Annotated in this window: 18 protein-coding genes; 12 read left to right on the forward strand and 6 right to left on the reverse strand. The window is 73.9% G+C overall.

Going from position 1 to position 20,973, the window contains the following annotated elements; translation table 11 throughout:
* The first annotated feature begins 433 nt into the window (after positions 1-433).
* From AC3ERT_RS34980 to AC3ERT_RS35015, 8 genes are all read left to right on the forward strand, one after another.
* The gene (locus AC3ERT_RS34980) at positions 434-1,105 is read left to right on the forward strand and encodes a GntR family transcriptional regulator (protein ID WP_435136267.1); all 672 of its coding nucleotides are present in this window, start codon (positions 434-436) and stop codon (positions 1,103-1,105) included.
* 123 nt (positions 1,106-1,228) lie between these two features.
* The gene (locus AC3ERT_RS34985; protein ID WP_435179081.1) at positions 1,229-2,818 is read left to right on the forward strand and encodes a carboxylesterase/lipase family protein; all 1,590 of its coding nucleotides are present in this window, start codon (positions 1,229-1,231) and stop codon (positions 2,816-2,818) included.
* Positions 2,819-2,909: 91 nt separating this feature from the next.
* On the forward strand, positions 2,910-5,951 hold the full coding sequence (locus AC3ERT_RS34990) for a glycoside hydrolase family 2 TIM barrel-domain containing protein (protein ID WP_435179083.1): 3,042 nt from the start codon (positions 2,910-2,912) through the stop codon (positions 5,949-5,951).
* On the forward strand, positions 5,948-6,622 hold the full coding sequence (locus tag AC3ERT_RS34995; protein WP_435179085.1) for a GNAT family N-acetyltransferase: 675 nt from the start codon (positions 5,948-5,950) through the stop codon (positions 6,620-6,622). The genes AC3ERT_RS34990 and AC3ERT_RS34995 overlap by 4 nt, the downstream gene beginning before the upstream one ends.
* A gap of 77 nt (positions 6,623-6,699) precedes the next feature.
* Entirely contained in the window at positions 6,700-7,206 is a 507-nt protein-coding gene (locus tag AC3ERT_RS35000; RefSeq protein ID WP_435179087.1) for an SRPBCC family protein, read from the forward strand.
* A 123-nt stretch (positions 7,207-7,329) separates the two neighbouring features.
* Positions 7,330-8,169 (forward strand): GNAT family N-acetyltransferase, encoded by an 840-nt coding sequence (locus AC3ERT_RS35005; RefSeq protein WP_435179089.1) that lies wholly within the window; start codon positions 7,330-7,332, stop codon positions 8,167-8,169.
* Between the two features lie 97 nt (positions 8,170-8,266).
* Positions 8,267-9,439 (forward strand): MBL fold metallo-hydrolase, encoded by a 1,173-nt coding sequence (locus AC3ERT_RS35010; protein WP_335984156.1) that lies wholly within the window; start codon positions 8,267-8,269, stop codon positions 9,437-9,439.
* A gap of 456 nt (positions 9,440-9,895) precedes the next feature.
* Positions 9,896-11,032 carry a serine hydrolase domain-containing protein gene (locus AC3ERT_RS35015; RefSeq protein WP_435179092.1) on the forward strand — a complete coding sequence of 379 codons (1,137 nt, stop codon included), beginning with the start codon at positions 9,896-9,898 and terminating at the stop codon, positions 11,030-11,032.
* A gap of 105 nt (positions 11,033-11,137) precedes the next feature.
* On the opposite strand, the gene AC3ERT_RS35020 is transcribed toward AC3ERT_RS35015, so the two are convergent.
* Positions 11,138-11,869, reverse strand: a complete 732-nt coding sequence (locus AC3ERT_RS35020; RefSeq protein WP_435179094.1) for an SDR family oxidoreductase — start codon at positions 11,867-11,869, stop codon at positions 11,138-11,140.
* 70 nt (positions 11,870-11,939) lie between these two features.
* Between AC3ERT_RS35020 and AC3ERT_RS35025 the strand changes: the two genes are divergently transcribed.
* Positions 11,940-12,815, forward strand: coding sequence for a LysR family transcriptional regulator (locus AC3ERT_RS35025; protein ID WP_435179096.1), 876 nt, complete (start codon positions 11,940-11,942; stop codon positions 12,813-12,815).
* Between the two features lie 110 nt (positions 12,816-12,925).
* Here the strand turns inward: AC3ERT_RS35025 and AC3ERT_RS35030 are convergent, their stop codons facing one another.
* Positions 12,926-14,938 carry a M3 family metallopeptidase gene (locus tag AC3ERT_RS35030; RefSeq protein ID WP_435179098.1) on the reverse strand — a complete coding sequence of 671 codons (2,013 nt, stop codon included), beginning with the start codon at positions 14,936-14,938 and terminating at the stop codon, positions 12,926-12,928.
* A 176-nt stretch (positions 14,939-15,114) separates the two neighbouring features.
* On the opposite strand from AC3ERT_RS35030, the gene AC3ERT_RS35035 reads away from it, so the two are divergent.
* Entirely contained in the window at positions 15,115-16,143 is a 1,029-nt protein-coding gene (locus AC3ERT_RS35035; RefSeq protein WP_435136298.1) for a saccharopine dehydrogenase family protein, read from the forward strand.
* A gap of 162 nt (positions 16,144-16,305) precedes the next feature.
* Here the strand turns inward: AC3ERT_RS35035 and AC3ERT_RS35040 are convergent, their stop codons facing one another.
* From AC3ERT_RS35040 to AC3ERT_RS35050, 3 genes are all read right to left on the reverse strand, one after another.
* Positions 16,306-17,100, reverse strand: coding sequence for an SAM-dependent methyltransferase (locus tag AC3ERT_RS35040; protein WP_335984162.1), 795 nt, complete (start codon positions 17,098-17,100; stop codon positions 16,306-16,308).
* A 109-nt stretch (positions 17,101-17,209) separates the two neighbouring features.
* Positions 17,210-17,461, reverse strand: coding sequence for a DUF397 domain-containing protein (locus AC3ERT_RS35045; protein WP_335984163.1), 252 nt, complete (start codon positions 17,459-17,461; stop codon positions 17,210-17,212).
* Positions 17,462-17,464: 3 nt separating this feature from the next.
* Positions 17,465-18,289: a helix-turn-helix domain-containing protein gene (locus tag AC3ERT_RS35050; RefSeq protein WP_335984177.1), complete on the reverse strand. Its 825-nt coding sequence runs from the start codon at positions 18,287-18,289 to the stop codon at positions 17,465-17,467.
* Positions 18,290-18,467: 178 nt separating this feature from the next.
* Between AC3ERT_RS35050 and AC3ERT_RS35055 the strand changes: the two genes are divergently transcribed.
* Positions 18,468-18,926: an ATP-binding protein gene (locus AC3ERT_RS35055; RefSeq protein WP_335984164.1), complete on the forward strand. Its 459-nt coding sequence runs from the start codon at positions 18,468-18,470 to the stop codon at positions 18,924-18,926.
* 47 nt (positions 18,927-18,973) lie between these two features.
* On the opposite strand, the gene AC3ERT_RS35060 is transcribed toward AC3ERT_RS35055, so the two are convergent.
* Positions 18,974-19,792, reverse strand: coding sequence for an SGNH/GDSL hydrolase family protein (locus AC3ERT_RS35060; RefSeq protein WP_335984179.1), 819 nt, complete (start codon positions 19,790-19,792; stop codon positions 18,974-18,976).
* Between the two features lie 314 nt (positions 19,793-20,106).
* On the opposite strand from AC3ERT_RS35060, the gene AC3ERT_RS35065 reads away from it, so the two are divergent.
* Positions 20,107-20,937 (forward strand): tyrosine-protein phosphatase, encoded by an 831-nt coding sequence (locus AC3ERT_RS35065; RefSeq protein ID WP_435179100.1) that lies wholly within the window; start codon positions 20,107-20,109, stop codon positions 20,935-20,937.
* The last annotated feature ends 36 nt before the right edge of the window (positions 20,938-20,973 follow it).

The raw sequence follows: 20,973 nt of genomic DNA on the forward strand, positions 1-20,973 counted from the left end.
TCCTGGCCGGTGAGCGACGCGATGAAGCTGTCGGTCTGGATCACCACGCTGACGTTCATCAACTCGCTGAACGCGCTGGCCTCGGGGCAGGCGATCGTCTCCTCCGACAACTTCACCAACCGCTATCTGCCGTAGGGCGCGCCGGGTGACGGCACTCCCCCCGCGCGTACCTTGTCGGACAACCACCACAGCATGATCGTACGACCACCGGACGATCGGGCCGCCGATTCGCAGGCGATCCGCAGGCGATCCGCGGGGGATCTGCCGGCCGACCGCCGCGCCCCGCACCAGCCGTGTTGCACTTACCTTCGTGTTGTTGGACAATCCACCCGGGCCCGGCCGGACCTTCTCGCCGACGGCGCGCTTCGCCTCTAACCTGGCCTCCGCGCGGCCTCGCGCGTGGACTTCCTTCTCACACCCCTAGGCGATCACGGTGGAACAGAGCAGCAACGGCGGTGCCGCGGACGACAGCAGGACGTCCGCCACCCGGTCCAGCCAGGCTTACGAGGAACTTCGCACCCTGCTGCTGTCGGGCAGCATCGAACCCGACACCCGGCTGACCGAGGCCGACCTGACCCGGATGTTCAACGTCTCGCGCAGCACCATGCGCGCCGTCCTGGCCCGCCTGACGCAGGAGGGCTACGTCACCAGCGAGGTCAACCGCGGGGTGCGCACCCGCAACTTCACCCCCGCGGAGGCCCGCGACATCCTGGAGGCCCGCGAGATGCTGGAGTCCGCGCTCGCCGGCTTCGCGGCCGAGCGGGCCGACGACGAGGAGATCGCCGGGCTGCGCGCCACGCTGGAGGAGATGGCCGACGCCCACGCACGCGACGACCAGGCGACGTACTCCCAGGGCAACCGGCGCTTCCACCAGCAGGTCAAGGTCGCCGCGCACCAGCAGACGCTGGCCCGGGCCTACGACACGCTGCTCTACCCGCTGGTGATGCGGCAGTACCGCAACCTGTCCGCGCACCACCCCAGGGCCGGGTCCTACGAGGAGCACCAGGCGATCCTGCTCGCCATCGTCACCCGCAACCCGGCGGCGGCCACCGCCGCGATGCGCCACCACGTGGCCACCGCGCGGCATGCGCTCGTGCTCAAGTAGCGACGCGGCCACGGCAGTTCGAGGCGGTCGCGGGGTGCGGGCAGACCCGCGCGGCCCGGTCCGCCGCTCTCCGCAGCCGGACTCCCCCACGTCCCTTTCCCAGGAGAGGCAGAGAAGCGACCCATGAGCGCACCAGTCGAGACCGAGTCCGGCCCGGTCGAGGGCATCTCCGGCCGGGACCGCTCGATCACCGTCTACCGGGGCATCCCGTACGCCGCCCCACCGGTCGGGCCGCTGCGCTGGCGGCCGCCGGAGCCGCCGGCCCGCAACCCGGAGGTGCTCAAGGCCGGTGCGTTCGCGCCGATGTGCCCGCAGTCGCCGCGCGACGCGTCCCGGGCCGGCATCGACCTGCCGATGAGCGAGGACTGCCTCTACCTCAACGTGTGGACGCCCTCCGACGCGGCGCGGCGCGGGCCGCTGCCGGTGCTGGTCTGGGTCTACGGCGGCGGCTTCCGGGCCGGCACCGGCGCGCACCCCCGCTACGACGGGGAGGGCCTGGCCCGCCACGGCCTGGTCGTGGTGACCTTCAACTACCGGCTGGGCGCCTTCGGCTTCCTCGCCACGCCCGAGCTGAGCGCGGAGTCCGAGCACGGCGGGTCGGGCAACTACGGGCTGCTGGACAGCATCGCGCTGCTGCGCTGGGTGCGCGACAACATCGCGGCCTTCGGCGGCGATCCGGGCCGGGTCACCGTGGCCGGGCAGTCCGCCGGCGCCGGGACCGTCAACTTCCTGGCGATGTCGCCGCTGGCCAAGGGGCTGTTCCACCGCGCCATCGCGCAGAGCCACACCCGCTACGCCCGCGACCCCGAACTGCGCTACCTGGCCACCTCCTACCGGACGCTCGCCGACGCCGAGAAGTCCGGGGAGACCTACGCCCGCGAGCACGGCGCCCGCTCGCTCGCCGACCTGCGGGCCCTGCCCTGGCCGAAACTCGTCGACGGCCGCCCCGCGTTCGACGAGCAGGTGGACAGCGGCGGCGCCGGCAAACCGCCGATGTTCCGCCCGGTCGTCGACGGCTGGGTGCTGCCGCACGGCTACGACGAGACGTACGCCGCCGGCCTCCAGAACGACGTCGCCTACCTCACCGGCAACAACCTCCACGAGAGCGGCGCGGTCCCGGAGTCGGTGTTCGCCGAGCACCGGGCCCGCCCGGTGGCCGTACCCGGCGCGCCGCCGGTGCACGTGACGCTGGAGTCCTTCACGACCGCGGCCCGGCGGAAGTTCGGGCCGATGGCCGAGGAGTTCCTGCGGCTGTACCCGGCCGGCACCGACGACGAGGCGGCCAGAGCGAGCAACGCCGCCGTCCACGACAACTCCCGCATATCCACCTACCTGTGGGGCACCCAGTGGACCGCCCGGGCCACCCGGCCGGTCTACACCTACTTCTGGACCCACCCCTCCCCCGCCCTGGGCCAGCAGCCGCGCCGCGCCTCGCACAGCTCGGAGATCGAGTTCGTCTTCGACAACCTCGACCCCGGCAGCGCCCCCTGGACGGAGGAGGACCACCGCGTCGCCGCCGTCGTCTCCGCCTACTGGGCGAACTTCGCCGCCACCGGCGACCCCAACGGCCCGGGCCTGCCGCACTGGCCCGCCTACAGTCCGCACGCCCCGGCCGTGATGGAACTGGGCGCCCACTTCGCCCCCGTGCCCATCGCCGACCCCGCCCGGCTCGACTTCTGGCGCCGCTTCTTCGCCACCCAGCAGCCCTGGTGACCACCCCCGGTGGCGCGGCCGGCCGGCCCTGACGAAGAATCGACGTCGCAGGTCGGTACGTCCGTTCGAGGGGATCATGAGGAGCAGCAGCATGCACCAGGCGCCGTCCGGGCCGCTTCCGTACTACGAGGACCCGGGGCCGGGGACGGGGGCGCTGCCGCCGCGCGCGTGGACGGGGGTGTCGGACGCCCGCCGGGTGAACCTGGGCGGCGCGTGGCGGTTCCGGCTGCTGCCCACGGCCGACGGCGCGGACGAGTCCTTCGCCCGGCCGGGCTTCGACGCCTCCGGGTGGGACGTGCTGCCGGTGCCCTCGCACTGGCCGCTCCAGGGCGAGGACGGGGCGTACGGGCGGCCGGCGTACACCAACATCCGCTACCCCTTCCCGGTGGACCCGCCGCGGGTGCCGACGGACAACCCCACCGGCGACCACCTGCGCGCCTTCGACCTGCCCGGCGACTGGCCGGGCGGCGCGGCGGTGCTGCGCTTCGACGGGGTGGACTCCTGCGCCCGGGTCTGGCTCAACGGCCAGGAGCTGGGCACCTTCAAGGGCAGCCGGCTGCCGGTGGAGTTCGAGGTCGGCGAGGTGCTGCGGCCGCGCGGCAACGTGCTGGCGGTGCGGGTGCACCAGTGGTCGGCCGGCAGCTACCTGGAGGACCAGGACATGTGGTGGCTGCCGGGCATCTTCCGCGACGTCACGCTGATCGAGCGCCCCGAGGGCGCCGTCGCGGACTACTTCGTGCACTGCGAGTACGACCACCTGACCGGCAACGGCTCGCTGCGGGTGGACTGTGAGCCGCAGGGCACCGTGACCGTGCCCGAACTCGGCCTGGACATCGCGACCGGGCAGACCGCGGTGGTGCCGGTGGAGCCCTGGTCGGCGGAGCTGCCGCGGCTGTACGACGCGGAACTGGCCACCGAGGGCGAGCGCATCCCGCTGCGGATCGGCTTCCGCACCGTCCGCGTCGAGGACGGCGTGCTGGAGGTCAACGGCCGGCGGGTGCTGTTCCGCGGTGTCAACCGCCACGAGTTCGACCCGGACCACGGCCGCGTGGTGGACCTGGAGACGATGCGCCGCGACCTGGTGCTGATGAAGCGGCACAACGTCAACGCGGTGCGCACCAGCCACTACCCGCCGCACCCGGCCTTCCTCGACCTGTGCGACGAGCTGGGCGTGTGGGTGGTCGACGAGTGCGACCTGGAGACGCACGGCTTCGAGGAGGTCGGCTGGCGCGGCAACCCGGTCGACGACGACCGGTGGACGCCCGCGCTGCTGGACCGGGCGGCCCGGATGGTCGAGCGCGACAAGAACCACCCGTCGGTGGTGATGTGGTCGCTGGGCAACGAGTGCGGCACCGGCCGTGGCCTTTCCGCGATGGCCGGCTGGATCAGGGAGCGCGACCCGGCCCGCCCGATCCACTACGAGGGCGACTGGTCCTGCCCGGACGTGGACGTCTACTCGCGGATGTACGCCGACCACGCCGAGACCGAACTGATCGGCCGCCGCGCCGAACCGCCGCTGCCCGACGCCGCCTTGGACCGGCGCCGCCGGGCGATGCCGTTCGTCCTGTGCGAGTACGCCCACGCGATGGGCAACGGCCCGGGGGGCCTGACCGAGTACCAGCAGATCTTCGAGACGTACGAGCGCTGCCAGGGCGGCTTCGTCTGGGAGTGGATCGACCAGGGGCTGCGGGCCCGCACCCCGGACGGCACGGAGTACTTCGCGTACGGCGGGGACTTCGGCGAGGAGCTGCACGACGGCAACTTCGTCTGCGACGGGCTGGTCTTCCCGGACCGGACGCCCTCCCCCGGCCTGCTGGAGTACAAGAAGGTGGTGCAGCCGGTCGCCTTCACCGCGGACCTGGCGCGGGGCGTGGTGCGGGTCACCAACCGCCATGACGTCGCGGACCTTTCGGGGCTGGCGTTCCGGTGGGTGTACCAGGTGGCGGGCGAGTGCGCCGGCGAGGGGCCGCTCGCGGTGCCCGCGCTGGCGCCCGGGCAGAGCGCGGAGGTGGCGCTGCCGGACGCGCCGGCCCCGGTGAATCCGGCGGACCTGGTGAATCCGGGCGACCCCGCCGACCCCTTCGACCCTTTCGGCCCCTTCGGCGCCGAGGCGTGCTGGACGGTGCGCGCGGTGCTCGCCGAGGACACCGCGTGGGCGCCGGCCGGCCACGAGGTGGCCTGGCAGCAGTTCGCGGTGCCGAGCCCGCCCGCCCCGGCCCCGCAGGCCCCGGCGGCCGCCGCCGCACCGCACCGCCCGCACCGGACCGACGACGGCCTGATCCGGCTCGGCCCGGGCCTGTTCGACACCGCCGGCACCCTGCGCCGGCTGGACGGCGTCGCGCTGGCGGCCGGACCGCGGCTGGACGTGTGGCGCGCGCCGATCGACAACGACCGGGGCACGCAGTGGCACCCGGACGGGCGGCTGGAACACATGTGGCGCGCGGCCGGGTTCGACCGGATGCAGCACCGCGTCGACGAAGTGGCGCTGGGCGAGGCGGAGTTGACCGTCAGCACCCGCGTCGCCCCGGCCGCCTCCGACCTCGGGCTGCGCACGGTGTACCGCTGGCGCGCGGCCGGCGGAGCGCTCGCCCTGGACGTCGAGGTCGTCCCGGAGGGCCCCTGGACGCTGCCGCTGCCCCGGCTCGGCGTCCGGCTCGGCCTGAGCCCGGCACTGGACGCCGTCGAGTGGTACGGCGGCGGGCCCGGCGAGGCGTACCCCGACACCCGCGACGCGTCACGGCTGGGCCGGTACCGTTCGACCGTGGCCGCGCTCCAGACGCCTTACGTGCGCCCGCAGGAGAACGGCGCCCGCGCCGACGTGCGGTGGGCCGAACTGCGCGCCGCCGACGGCTCGGGCCTGCGGGTGGCCGGTGCGCCGCCGTTCTGGTTCACCGCCCGGCCCTGGTCCACCGAGCAGCTCGCGGCGGCCGAGCACACCTACGAGCTGGTGCGCGGCGACGTGCTGTGGCTGCACCTGGACCACGGGCTCCAGGGCGTGGGCAGCCACGCCTGCGGACCGGAGGTGCTGCCGGACTTCCGGCTGGACGCCGTACCGTCCGCGTTCTCCTTCACCTTCACCCCGCTGCGCGCCGGCGACCCGGCCGGCGCCGCCGACACCCCGGAGCAACCGTGACCGCCCCCTTCGTCCGCCCCTACCGCCCCGCGGACCTGCCCGCGCTGTACGACGTGTGCCTGCGCACCGCCGACGCCGGGCAGGACGCCACCGCGTCGTACGCCGAGGCCGACCGCGACCTGCTCGGCGCGATCTTCGCGGCGCCGTACGCGGTGCTCGAACCCGCGCTGACGTTCGTCGTGGACGACGGCGACGGGCGCGCGGTCGGGTACGTCCTCGGCACCGGGGACACGGCGCGGTTCGTCGAGCGGTTCCGGGCGGAGTGGCTGCCGGGCGTCGCGGCGCGCTGGCCCGCACCGGTGGAGGGGGCCGCGGGCGGGGCGTCGGGCTCGGCTTCGGGCGGGGCTGCCGCGGGGGGCGGACCCGGCACGCCCGCCGAGGCGATGGCCGCGCTGCTGCACACGCCCGAGCGGATGGTGGTACCCGCGCTCGCCGCCTACCCGGCCCATCTGCACATCGACCTGCTGCCGCACGTGCAGCGCTCGGGGTACGGGCGGCAGCTGATGACCGCCTACCTGGCCGCGCTCGCCGCGCAGGGCGTCCCGGCGGTGCACCTGGGCATGCTCACCGCCAACACCGCCGCCCGCGCCTTCTACGACCGGCTCGGCTTCCACGAGATCGCGGTGCCGGACCCGGGCCCGCTCACCTATTTGGGCCGCGCCACGTCCTGACCCGCCCTCAGCCCCCGGCGTGGGCGCGGCCGTTGTCAGTGGCCGCGCCTACGCTCGGCGGCAGGAGGTGCGCACCCATGACCGACAACGCGTCCCGCTACGAACCCGTGGAAGTCTCCCTGGTGGTCCCCGCTCCGCCGGCCGCCGTCTTCCGCGTCCTGACCGACCCCACCCGCCACACCGACCTCGACGGCTCCGGCATGCTGCGCGGCGCCGTCACCGAGACCCCCGTCTCCCGCGTCGGCGACGTCTTCACGATGCGCATGTACTTCGCGCAGCACGGCCACTACGAAATGGACAACCACGTGGTGGAGTACGAACAGGACCGCCGTATCGCCTGGGAGCCCGCCCCCGGCCGCGGTCACCCGCACCAGGAGGTCCCGGACAGCCGCTGGGGCCACCGCTGGACCTACACCCTCGCCCCCGCGGGCCCCGGCGCCACCCTCGTCACCGAGTCCTACGATTGCTCCCGCGTGCCCGCCGACGAGCGCGCCGGCATGGAGGACGGCCGCGTCTGGGCCCCCGCGATGACCGCCACCCTCGCCCGCCTCGCCGACGCCGTGCAGCCCCCGCCCCCGGCGTAGGGACTGACATGGTGCCTGGCGTGGTGCCTGGCGTAGGGCCCGCCGTAAGGCCTGGCGTCCGCGGCTCCGCGGCCCGGCGAAATCCCGGTGCGCGGACCCGGCCGGCCGGGACACGATGGGGCGATGGGATGGACGATCACACCGTCGCTGCCGCACTTCACCGCCACGGCGGGCGGCTTCCTGGAGCGGCGGCCCGCGGAGCACACCGTCCTGCGCACCGTCTGCGGCACCCTGGCCCGCCGCGGCACCGACGCCTACGGGCCGCGGCCGCCGCTGTTCGGCTGGTGGCGGGAAGGCGGACAGGGCCCGGTGGAGGCCGCCTTCCTCCAGACCCCGCCGCACCCGCCGCTGCTCGCGCGCGGCCCCGAGCAAGCCGCGCGGGAGCTGGCCGCCGCCTGGGACGGCCCGCTGGAGGGCGCGCGGGGCGAGGCGGAGACGGTGCGGGCGTTCGGCGCGGCCTGGCAGGAGCGGACCGGCGCCGTACCCCGGGTGGTGCGCGAGGAGCGGCTGCACCGGCTGGCCGCGCTGACCCCGCGCGACCCGGCGCCGCCCGGCCGGGCCCGGATCGCCGGGCCCGCGGACCTCGACCTGCTGCTGCGCTGGCACACGGAGTTCGCCCGCGACATCGGCGCACCCGCGGACGACATGGCGCGCGGCGTGCCGGACGCCCTGCGCCGCGGCGGCCGCACCCTGTGGGAGGTGGACGGCGAGCCGGCGGCCATGGCGGGCAGCACCTCGCCCGAGGACGGCGCGATCCGGGTGGTGGCCGTCTACACCCCGCCCGCGCTGCGCGGCCGCGGCTACGCGGGCGCGGTGACGGCCGCGGTGTCGCAGGCGGCGCTGGACGCCGGGGCGGAGGACGTGCTGCTCTTCACCGACCTGGCCAACCCGGTGAGCAACCACGTCTACCGGCGGCTGGGGTACGTCCCGGTGCGGGACCAACTGGTCGTCGCCTTCGGGTGATCGACAGCGGGTCGGGTTCGGGGGAAAGGTTCGGGGTAAGGCCACGCATAATAGGGGAGGCGGTTACTCCGCCGTTCGACGATCGCCAGGAGGAGCCGTGAGCGGTGTCCGCCGACAGCCGTCCCGACTCGTGAAGCTGCGGCCCGCACCGTTCGGGGCCGACCCCGTGGGTGCGCGGCTGGAACGCATGCTCGCCTCACCGAACTACGCCGACGGGGCCTTCGTCAATCCGGTGCCGGCCAGTTCGACGCCCAGCGGGAGCATGGTCAAGGCGCTGCCCGAGACCCTGCGGAAGGACGCGCGGCAGGCGCGGAAGCCGGCCCGGCCGGTGCCGCTGTACCCGACGACGCTCGCCGACCTGGCGAAGCGGCCGGCGTCGGGGCTGCGGCTGACGTGGATGGGCCACTCCTCGGTGCTCGCGGAGATCGGCGGGCGCCGGGTGCTGTTCGACCCGGTGTGGGGCGAGCGGTGCTCTCCGTTCGCGTTCGCCGGGCCGAAGCGGCTGCACCCGGCGCCGGTCCCGCTGGAGCACCTGACCGGCATCGACGCCGTGGTGATCTCCCACGACCACTACGACCACCTGGACATGCCGACGATCGTCGCACTCGTCCGCGGCGGCGCGGTGTTCGTCGTACCGCTGGGCGTCGGGGCGCACCTGGAGCACTGGGGGGTGCCCGCGGACCGGCTGCGCGAGCTGGACTGGCACGAGTCGACCGAGGTGGCCGGGGTGACCCTGACCGCCACGCCCGCGCGGCACTTCTGCGGGCGCGGCCTGCGCGGCCGGCAGCAGACCCTGTGGGCGTCGTGGGTCGCCACCGACGGCGTCCACCGCATCTACCACAGCGGCGACACCGGCTACTTCCCCGGCTTCGCCGACATCGGCCGACTGCACGGCCCGTTCGACGCCACGATGATCCAGATCGGCGCCTACAGCGAGTACTGGCCGGACATCCACATGACTCCGGCGGAGGGCGTGCGCAGCCACCTCGACCTGTGCGGCGACGCCGCGGGCGGCGTGCTGCTGCCGATCCACTGGGGCACCTTCAACCTCGCCCTGCACCCCTGGTCCGAGCCCGGCGAGGGCACCCTCGAAGCGGCGCACCACTCCGGGGTGCGGGCGGTGACCCCGCTGGTCGGCCAGCCCTTCGAGCCGGCCGACCCGCCCGCCGCCTACCCGTGGTGGCGCGAGGTCGCGGTCACCCCCGACACCGGCTGGAGCCCCTGGCCCCTGCCGACCCCGGCACAGAAGGACAAGGTCACCGAGTCCTGACCCCCGACGCACCGTAGCCCGCCACCGCTGAACGGCTCGTCCCGATGTGCTCGTCCAGCAGGGCCCAGTCCCGCCCCGACCGTGAAAAGCGCCGCGCGATCCAGGGCCGACCGTTCCGGGCCGAATGGACCTGATCCGACGTGACTGGGCTTCGCCGGTACGCACACCATGATCTGCCGCCCACCCGTCAGATGCTGACAGACGTACCTGCCGACGCCTTCGCGGACCAGGCGGACGCCGGGCAACTCCGAATTGCCGCACCGGCGGACGGGTGAGCGCTGGCCAGGGGCGGGGAGGCGCGTGCCGTCATGACCGGTCATATCTGGCCGGTGCCGTGACCTGGTACGGCGGGCTGCCGGGACGCCAGGATCGCGGTGCCGGCCGACCGGTCGGCTGCCTCCCGGGGCCGTGGCAACGCGTCGCGCTGCCACGGCCGGACACGGATGAAGGAACCCGATGAAACTCTTACGTCTGACCGCCGTCGGCGCGACCCTGGCGCTCGCCACCCTGGCCGGCGTCGGCTCGGCGAACGCTGATGCGCCGACCGCGTACGACCTCCTCCAGGCCGGGGCCCAGCAGGGCGTCACCGACGGATACCCCGGCGTGATCGGCCTGGTCCGCCACGGCGACAGCACCCAGTACGTGCACGCGGGAGTGGGTGACCGCAGCACGGGGGCACCCGCCGACCCCACGGCCCAGTTCCGGATCGGCAGCAACACCAAGGCATTCACCGCCACCGTCCTGCTCCAACTCGAGGGCGAGCACCGGCTCTCCCTCGACGACACCGTCGCCAAGTGGCTGCCCGGAGCCGTCGACGCCAACGGCTACGACGGATCGACGATCACCCTCCGCGAACTGCTCAACCAGACCTCCGGCCTGCCCGACTACATCGACGACCTGGGACTCCAGCTCGCCGACTACACGAACGCCGATCCCAGCCGCCTCTACCCGCCGCAGACCCTGGTGGACGCCGCCCTGGCGCTGCACAAGCCGACCTCGGCGCCGGGCCAGAAGTGGGGCTACTCCAACACCAACTACGTGCTGGCGGGCATGGTGATCGAGGCCGTCACCGGCAACGACCCGGCCACCGAGATCCAGCACCGCATCATCGAACCGCTCGGCCTGACCCACACCACCTTCCCGACCACCGACCCGACCCTGCACGGCACCTACCTGCACGGGTACGAGTGGTTCGCCGGACTCGCCCTCAGGGACGTCACGACCTCGAACGTACAGATTTCGGGTGCGGCCGGGGCGATCGTGTCGACCCTCGACGACCTGGCCACGTTCGACCGGGCGCTGCTCACCGGAACCCTCCTGCCGCCCGCGCAGGAGGCCGAGCTCAAGACGACCGTCCCGACGGACAGCACCGGCACCGCCGGGTACGGGTTGGGCATCTACCACCAGCAGTTGCCCTGCGGGCAGTGGGCCTGGGACCACGACGGCGACGTGCTTGGGTACCACAGCATCTGGCTGGCCAGCGACGACGGCTCCAAGCAGGTGGTGCTCGCCGCCAACGAGTTCCACATGATGGGCCCGACGAACGGCCAGAACGACACGGGCGGCGCCGCGCTCAACGCCCTCTGCGCATGAGGGTGGGCCGCGCCGCCGGTGGCCCCCGCCGGCGCGGTCTCCGGCTCGCCCACTCCGTCCGGGCCGACCCCCACCGCCCCGTCCCCCGGTTCCCTGACAGGCAGCTCACCAGGGAACCGGGCCGTTCTCGTCGAAGAAGCCGCCGGTCGGCCCGTCATCGGGCAGCGTGGCGAGCCGGACGACCACGGCCGCGCCGTCGGCCGCGGTGCGGGTGAGGCCGGGGAAGGCGGTGGTGAAATCGGTCGCGCACGGCCCCGGATCGGCGGCGTTGACCAGGATGTTGCGGCTGCGCAGTTCCTTGGCATACTGCACGGTCAGCGAGTTGAGCGCGGTCTTGGACGGAACGTACGCGGCCAACGGGGGCCGGGTGGTGAAGTAGTCCTCGGGATCGCTCATCCGGGCGAGGGAGCCCAGTCCGCTGCTGACATTGACGATCCGGGCGGCGGGGGAACGGGCGAGCAGCGGCAGCATCGCGGTGGTCACGCTGATCACACCGAACACGTTGGTCTCGAACACCTCGCGTACAGCGGACAGTTCGGCACTGCCGGGGCGCTGGGCGGCGGAGTCGCCGGAGATGCCGGCGTTGTTGACCAGGATGTCCAGCCGGCCGAAGCGCTCCTCGATCCAGCGGGCGGCGGACAGGACGCCGGCGCGGTCGGTGACGTCGAGGGTGACCGGGTGCACCCGCGGGCCCAGGGCGGCTGCGGCCGCCGCACCGCGGTGCGGGTCGCGCGAGGCCAGCAGGACGTTCGTGCCGAGCGAGGCGAGCCGGGCTGCGACCTCGCGCCCGATGCCCTTGTTGGCACCGGTGACCAGGGCGGTCGTGGTTTCTGTCATGTGTCCAGCCCACCACGGGGGCGGCCGGGAGTTCCAACACCGACCAGGCACGCAGCGATACCGTGCGGGTATGGAAAGACTGGAGGTCCGCGAACTCGTCTACTTCACCGCTGTCGCCGAAGAGCTGCACTTCGGTCGGGCGGCCGCCCGGCTGGGGATGACCCAGCCGCCGCTCTCCCGCGCCATTCACCAGCTCGAACGGCGGCTGGGCGTAGCCCTGTTGGAACGGGTCGGTCGCCGGGTCGCGCTGACCGAGGCGGGGGCCGTCCTGCTCCGCGAGAGCCGTACGGTGCTCGACGCCGCGTCGGCCGCGGCGCGCCGCACCCGGCGGGCCGGCCGCGCCGACCCGCGTCTGGTCCTGGCCATCAAGCCGGGCGGCGACGGCGGCCTGCTGCCCGCGATCCTCGACGCCTACCAGGCTGAGCCGGGGGCGCTGCCGGTCGAGCTGGTGTGCAGCTTCGGCGAGCGTGAGACCCTCCTGCGGGAGGGTCGTGCCGACGCCGCCCTGCTGCACCGCCCCCACCCCGACCTCACCGGCCTGGACACCCAGGACCTCCTGACCGAGACCCAACTTCTCGTGATACCGCGCTCGCATCGCCTCGCGGGCCGTACCCGGGTCAGCCTGGACGACCTCGCCGGGGAGCCCCTGCCGCGCTGGCCGGGCGCATCCGAGGGCGGCTCACACGGTCCCGAGGTCCACGACCTCGGGCAGCTCCTCCACCTCATCGCCCTGCGCCGCATGGTCGCCGTCCTCCCCTCCTCCATCCGCGACCAGCTCCGCCACGACCTGGTCGCCGTCCCCGTGGACGATGCCGAGCCCACCACGCTCGTCCTCGCCTGGCCCGAGGACGCCACCTCCCCGGCCCTGGCCGCCTTCGTCCGCGCGGCCGCCGCCGTGGCGGGCAACGTCAGCGCCTGGTCGCCGAGCATGTGCGGCGGCACGTAGTGGTCCGCGGCCCGTGCGCCGGCGGCGCAGTGCCCCGCGGAGCGTAGGACCGGCCTCGTGCGTCAGTTCACCGCAGAAGCACGGCCCGGGCCTCCCCCTGCGTGCCGGGGTCAGTTCAGGCCGCGGCGCGCGAGGAGGGGCTCGACGTGGGGGGCGCGGCCGCGCACCGCGGCGAACGCCGCCATCGGGTCCTTGCTGCCGCCCTTCGCCAGCAGCTCCCGCCGGAACACCTCGCCGTTGGCCCGCCGCATCCCGCCGTTCGTCTCGAACCAGTCGACGGTGTCGGCGTCCAGCACCTCGCTCCAGATGTACGAGTAGTACCCCGCGCTGTAGCCGCCGCCGAAGATGTGCGTGAAGTACGTGGTGCGGTAGCGCGGCGGCACCGCGGGCAGGTCCACCCCGGCCGCGGCCAGCGCCCGCGCCTCGAACTCCAGCGGGTCGCCCGGGTCCTGGCCGGCCGGCAGCGAGTGCCACGCCCAGTCCAGCAGCGCCGCCGCGAGGTACTCCACGGTCGCGAAGCCCTCGCCGAACCGGGCGGCCGCCAGCATCCGGTCGACCATGCCCGCGGGCATCGGCTCTCCCGTCTCGTGGTGGCGGGCGTACCGCGCCAGCACCTCCGGCCAGGTCGCCCACATCTCGTTGACCTGAGAGGGGTATTCGACGAAGTCGCGCGGCACAGCGGTGCCGGAGAAGTACGGGTAGCGCACGTCGGAGAAGAGGCCGTGCAGCGCGTGCCCGAACTCGTGGAAGAGCGTGTCGACCTGGCTGAACGTCAGCAGCGCGGGCTCGCCGGGCGCGGGCTTGGCGATGTTGTGGTTGTTGACGATCACCGGCCGCTGACCGAGCAGCCCGCACTGCTCGACCAGCGCGTTCATCCAGGCCCCGCCGCGCTTGGTGGGCCGGGCGAACAGGTCGATCAGGAACAGCCCCAGGCCGCTGCCGTCGGCGTCGAAGACCTCGAAGACCCGCACGTCCGGGTGGTAGCCGACCAGGTCGGGCCGCTCGGTGACGGTGATGCCGTACACCTCGTGCGCCGCGTGGAAGACGCCGTCGCGCAGCACCGCCTCCAGTTCGAGGTAGGGGCGCAGCGCGTTCTGGTCGATGTCGTGCCGCTCCTTGCGGACCTTCTCCGACCAGTACGCCCAGTCCCACGCCTCGATCGGCCCGCCCGCGGCCTGCGCGAGCGCCTCGGCCTCCTGGCGGGCGTTGGCCACGGCGGGCGGCACCAGCCGCGCCAGCAGGTCGGTGACGGCCCCGGTGCTGCCGGCGGTGGTGTCGGCGGCGGTGTACGCGGCATGGCTGGGATAGCCGAGCAGCGCGGCGCGCTCGGCGCGCAGCGTGGCGAGGGTGACCGCGAGCGGGCCGTTGGTGTCCTGGGCGCGGTCCATGGCGGCGGCGAGCAGGCGGCGCCGTACGTCGCGGTCGTCCAGCAGCGCCAGTTCGAGCTGGTTGGTGAAGTTGCGCAGGCTCAGCACCCAGCCGCCCTCGCGGCCCAGCTCACGGGCGTTGGCCGCGGCGGCCGCGACCGCGTCGGCCGACAGCCCGGACAGCTGCGCGGGGTCGTCCAGCACCAGCGCGCCGTCCTTCCCCGCGGCCAGCACGTTCTGTCCGAACTCGGTGGTGGCGGCGGCGATCCGCGCGTTCAGCTCGCGCAGCCGCTCCCGGTCCGCCGGCGACAACCGCGCCCCGGCGCGCACGAAGTCGGTGCGGTAGCGCTCCAGCAGCCGCAGCGACTCCGGGTCGAGGCCGAGGTCCGCGCGCGCCTCGTACAGTGCGTCGATCCGCGCGTAGAGCGCGGGGTCGAGGTGGATCTCGTCGGCATGGGCGGCGGTCATCGCGCTGACCCGGGCCTCGATGGCGAGCAGGCCGTCGGTGACGTGGGCGGCCGTCTGGTTGTCGTACGCCGCCCGCACCCGCGCCAGCAGCCGGCCCGAACGCTCCAGCGCCTCCACGGTGTTGGCGAAGGTGGGGGGCTCGGGGTCGGTGGCGATGCGCCGGACCTCGGCGGTGTGCTCGGCGATGCCCCGCTCGAAGGCCGGCAGGTAGTGGTCGTCCGTCAGCGCGGCGAAGGGGGGCAGGCCGTACGGCAGCGGGCTCGGTTCGAGCAGCGGGTTCGTGGTCACTTCTCGACCCTATACAGCCCCTCCGGCGCCCGCCGTCGCGATCCCGAACGCCGCCCACCGTCCGAACAGCGCCCACCCGCCGTCCACCTGCCGGTCAGCGAGATAGCCGCCCGACAGACGGCGCGTGTACGGTTCCGATCAGCTCTCGCTGCACCGCCGCGGAAGGATCGCACTTCATGACCTGGCTGTTGTACGGGGCCACCGGGTACACCGGTCGCCTGATCGCCCGGCGTGCCGTCGCGCAGGGCCTGCGCCCCGTGCTGGCCGGTCGCAACGCCGCCAAGCTCCTTCCGTTCGCCGCGGAACTCGGCCTGGAGCACCGGGTGTTCGACCTGACCGAGCCGACCGCGGTCCGCCGCGGGCTGAAGGACGTGACGGCGGTGGCGCACTGCGCGGGGCCGTTCGCGCGCACCGCGCTGCCGATGGCGCACGCGTGCGTGGAGACGCGGACGCCGTACCTGGACATCACCGGCGAGATCGACGTGTTCGAGTCGCTGCACGCGCTCGGCGCCCGGGCGCAGGCCGCGGGGATCACGCTGCTGCCGGGTGCGGGCTTCGACGTGGTGCCGACCGACTGCGTGGCAGCACTGCTGGCGGCCCGGCTGCCGGACGCGACCCAGCTGGACCTGGCGTTCCTGACCGCCGGCGGGCCGAGCCCGGGCACCGCCCGGACCATGGTGGCCGGCGCGCCCGACGGCGGCCGTATCCGCAGCGGCGGCGAGATCCGCTCGGTGCCGCTGGGCTCACGGCAGGTGCGGGCCGCCTTCCCGTCGGGTGCGCGGACGGTGGTGTCGGTGCCGTGGGGCGATGTGAGCACCGCCTACCACTCGACCGGCATCCCGGACGTCACCACGTACACCGCGCTGCCGCAGGCGGTGGTGGCCGCCTCCCGTGCGGTGCGGCTGGGGCCGCTGCGCGGCGCGGTGTCCGGGGCGGTGGGGAAGCTGGTGCGCGGGCCGGGTGAGCGGCGGCTGGCCGGCGGCCGCAGCGAGGTGTGGGGGCAGGCCACCGACGCTGCGGGGAACAAGGCGACCGCGACGCTGACCGGGCCGAGCCCGTACCGGCTGACGAGTGACGCGGTGCTGCGGATCGTGGAGCGGCTGCCGGAGCTGGCCCCGGGGTTCCAGACCCCGTCGCGGGCGCTCGGCGCGGACTTCGCGGCGTCGCTGGAGGACGTGACCGTCTCGGTCGACACCGGCCGCTGAGCAGGCGGCCGGGCGGTGGCGGGCGCGGCAGCCCGGGGCACAGGTGCGGGGAACAGGTGTGGGGCCCCGTCGGGTCGCTGCCTCGGACGCGTCCTTCCCCTGACACGGTCCGGGCGCCCCGGCAGGGCCCCTGTCCTGGTGCGGCACCAGCCCCTTGCGGGCCTACCGCTTGCGGCCGATGGCGCCGTACACGCCGACCGGCGGCGTGTCCTCGGGCACCTCGTTGCGCCAGTGGTTGACCTGGACCAGGCCGGGGTCGAGCAGGTCGAAACCGTCGAAGAGCCGGGTGACGTCGGCGTGGCTGCGCGGGGTGAGCAGCGCGGTGGCCTTGCGGTAGACGGTGGTGACCTCGTCGGCCTTGCCGGCGTTGAAGTCGGCGGTGGCGTGGGACAGGATCAGGTGGCTGCCCGCGGGCAGCGCGTCACGCAGGGTGGCGACGGTGCGGTAGGGGTCCTCGTCCTCGGTGACGAAGTGCAGGACCGACACCAGCATCAGCACGACCGGCTGCTCGAAGTCGATCAGCTCGCTGATCGTGGGGTGGTTCAGGATCGTCTGCGGGTCGCGCATGTCGGCCAGGAAGAAGCCGGTGTTGCCGGTGCCGAGCAGGCGGGTGCTGGCGTGGGTGGCGACGATCGGGTCGTTGTCGATGTAGGCGATCCGGGCGTCGGGCGCGATGGAGTGGGCGATCTCGTGGGTGTTCGGCGAGGTGGGGATGCCGGTGCCGATGTCGATGAACTGGCGCGCCCCCTGCTCCACGAGGTGGCGGACCGCGCGCTGGAGGAACTCCCGGTTCGCCCGGGCCCCGACCACGACCTCCGGGACGGCGTCCACCACGCGGTCGGCGGCTTCCCGGTCCACCTCGTAGTTGTCCTTGCCGCCGAGGTAGTAGTCGTACATCCGGGCCGGGTGCGGACGGCTGGTGTCGATCTCCCCGACGGGAAAGCCCTGGTCGGTCACGCGGTCCTCCGCTTCGTCGCTGCCTGGTCGGGGTGTCGCTGCCGGCGGGCCGGCGGGGTGCTGGTCATCCGGGTCGTCCCGGTCGTGCGGGTCATCGGCGTCGTCCGGGTCATCCGAGCAGGAAGTCCGCGTCGCCGGCCTTGGCGCCCTGGATGAACGAGGTGATCTCGTGGTTGGTGTAGATCAGCGCCGGGCCCTCGGGGTCGGTGGACTGCCGCAGCGCCACCCGGCCGTCGCCCAGGCGCTTGGCCTCCACGCAGGAGCCGCCGTTGCCGCCGCTCCACGGCTTTCGCCAGCCGTCGTTGCCCAGCTCGGTGGCGGGCATTCCGTTGTAGATGCTGTCGTTGCTGACGCGATCCATGGTTCAGATCTCCTTGCGCATGCCATCGAGGATGGCTTTGGTGCTCTGTGCCGGCGCTGCCTGCGCGCACATCCGGTCCAGAGCTTCGAGGAAGGTGGACACGTCGTCCCGGTCGTCGAAGTAGGCGCCGCCCACCAGACTCTCGGTGTAGGCGATGTCCGGGATCTCCTTGAGCTGGAACCGGAAGATATGGAACGGCCCGTACATGGCCGGATGCGGCCCGGCCGCGAACGGGATCACCTGGAGCCGCACGTTCGGCAGGTCGGCGGCGTCGATCAGCGCGCCGAGCTGCTCGCGCATCACGTCCGGGCCGCCGATCGGCCGGCGCAGCACCGTCTCGTCCATCACGACCCACAGCAGCGGCGCACCGTCGCGGGTGAGCAGCGCCTGCCGCTCGACCCGCAGCGTGACCAGCCGGTCGATCTCCTCGGATGTGGCGTTGGGCAGCCCGGCGCGCAGCACGGCCTGGGCGTAGCTGGAAACCTGGAGCAGTCCGGGGACGTAGTGCGGTTCGTAGGCGCGGATGACCGACGCCTCGCCCTCGAGGCTGACGAAGGCGCTGAACCACTCGGGCAGCACGTCGCGGAAGTTGTGCCACCAGCCGGGCCGGTTGGCCTCACGGCACAGCGCGAGGAAGCCGCCGATCTCGTCCGGAGTGGTGACGCCGTAGGTGGTGAGCAGCTTCTCGACATAGGGGATCTTCAGCCCGACTTCGGCCTTTTCCATCCGCCGAATTGTGGCGTGCGTCACATCAAGGGCGCGTCCGGCCTGCTCGAAGCTGAGGCCGGCCTTCTCGCGGAGGTCCTGGAGCCGCTTGCCGAGCACCATGCGCAGGACCGTCGGCGCGCCGCCCGGCCTGGGGTCCATCACGTGCCTCAACCTCCAACTCCCTTGACTGACATGCAGTGTGTCATGACGTCAGCGCCAGGAACAGCATGCACTGTCGATTCTGTAATTTACAGTTCGGACCTTGCCATGTGTCCAGTGGCGGGCTCATAGTTACGGGGTGGTCCTTTCTACTCACGCCCTCAAGCCCGGACACCGGGCGGACGTCCGCGCCTGTGCGCGCCAGGACGTCTTCCGGTTGCCCGCGATGGGCGCGTCCGTGGCGGACGCCCGCGCGCGGATACGGGCCAGGCTCAGCGAGTGGGGCGCCGACGCCGAGCTGAGGGACGACGCGGGCCTGGTGGTCACCGAGCTGTTCACCAACGCGGTCCGGCACACCGACAGCAAGCACATCATGTGCGCGCTGCGCGACATCGGCCCGTACGTACGGCTCGAAGTGACCGACCAGGGGTGCGCCGACGCGAGCCCGGTGCCGTGTACGGCGACCGACGACGAGGAGGGCGGGCGCGGGCTGCTGCTGGTCAGCGCGCTGGCGGCGGCCTGGGGCTCCGACCCCGCGGCGGACGGAGCGGGGCGCGTGGTGTGGGCCGAACTGGCCGTACACCACGCGCCCCGTTGACATAGCGGCGCGGCCGGCGCGCAGCGGGCGCTGCCGGGCGCGGGCCGTCAGCGGCAGGACTCCAGCCGGCCGGGCGCCAGAGGCAGCAGCTCCGGGCGCTTGGGCAGCACGTGGTCGCCGGAGGACTCCCCGCGCAGCCGCCGGCCGATCCAGGGCACCAGGTACTCCCGGGCCCACTGGATGTTGTCCTTGCGGACCTGCGCCGGCGCCCGCAGCGGCTCCGGGGGCCACGGCAGGTCCGGGTCGGCGGCCGGCTCCAGGCCGAGCACCTGGGCCGCCCGCAGCGCCACCCGGGCGTGCCCGGCGGACGACAGGTGCAGCCGGTCCTCGCTCCAGGCCCGCCGGTCGTGCACCGCCCGCAGCGACCACAGGTCCACCACCGGGCAGCCGTAGCGGTCCGCGACCGCCCGGATGTGCGCGTTGTACGTCGCGATCTTGCCGCGCAGCAGGCCCAGCACCGGCACTCCGCGGGTGTCGAAGCCGGTGCAGACCAGCACGGTGCCGACCACCGCGCGCAGGTCCGCCACCGCGCCCTCGAAGCGCTCGGCGAGCGCGTCGGGGTCGCTGCCCGGGCGCAGGATGTCGTTGCCGCCGGCACAGAAGGTGACCAGGTCGGGCGCGAGCGTCACCGCCCGGGGCACCTGCTCCTCGATGATCCGGTCCAGCAGGCGGCCGCGCACCGCGAGGTTGGCGTAGCGGAAGTCGCCGGGCGGCGCCTCGGCCGCGCGGCGCTCGGCCAGCAGCCCCGCCAGCCGGTCGGCCCAGCCGACGAACGCCTCGCCGGGCCCGGGGTCGCCGACCCCCTCGGTGAAGCTGTCCCCCACCGCCGCGTAGGAGGCGAACCCGGCCGCGGCGGGCGCGAGCACGCGGCCCCGTACGCTCGTCGGCGGGTGCGGCTCCGGCCGGTCCGCGTCGGTCTCTCCGTAGTCGTCTGTTGTCCGCGTATTGTCAGCCACGTCGGAGCATTGTCCTCCGCCGCCTGTGACCTACGCGACCGTAAGGACGGCTTGACGGCACGTGATTCATCCCACCCGGTGCGCGCGCGGATCGCGGCCGCCCGGCGGAATACGGCCGGACCCGTACCGGTCGGTACGCCTTTGCCCGCGCTGCCGTATCGTCGGCGGTGGGCGCGCGGTGCGGCGAGCACGCGCGCGGTGACGGCGACACGAGGGAGCACCGGGTGACGCAGGAAGTACGGCAGCCCGCCACGACCGGCCCGGAGCCCCGGCTGACCGGGGTCCGCAACTTCCGCGACGTGGGCGGCCTGCCCACCGCCGACGGGCGGCGGGTGCGCCCGGGCGTGCTCTTCCGCAGCGGCCACCTCGCCCACGCCGACGCGCGGGACACGGACTTCCTCGCCTCGCTGCGGCTGCACACGGTCTTCGACTTCCGCAACGCCGACGACATCGCGCTGGAGGGCCCGGACGTCGCCCTGCCCGGCACCCGCAACGTCAACCTCCCGCTCAGCGACCCCGCCCAGCACGCCGGCTTCTGGCACACCGTGCGCAACGGCGACCTGGCCGCGCTGGACGCCGCGCTCGGCGGCGGGCGGGGCGCGGCGCGCATGGCCGCCTCCTACCGCAGCCTGGTCCTGGACCGCACCGCGGAGCACAGCCGGATGCTCGCCCTGCTGACCGCGGACGCGGAGTCCGCCGCTGTGCCGGCGCTGCTGCACTGCGCCGCCGGGAAGGACCGGGCCGGCACCTCCATGGCGATCATCCTGCTCGCCCTCGACGTGGAGCGGTCCGCGATCGAGGCGGACTACCTGGAGAGCAACGCCCGGCACCGCCGCTACAAGGTGGTGCGCGGCGACGGCAGCACCGGCGCCGCGATCGACCCCGCCGTCAGCGCGCTGCTGGACCCGCTCTTCGAGGCGCGGATCGAGTACCTGCGGGCGGCGTTCGACACGATCGAGGAGCGCTGGGGGACGGTGGACCGCTACCTCGAACAGGGCCTGGGGCTGGCGCCCGCGGCCCGGGCCCGGCTCCAGGAGCACCTGCTCACCCGCTGAAGCCCGGCCGTACCGCCCGTGGCGCCGGTGCCGGCG

The sequence above is a fragment of the Actinacidiphila sp. bgisy145 genome (genome assembly GCF_057708125.1).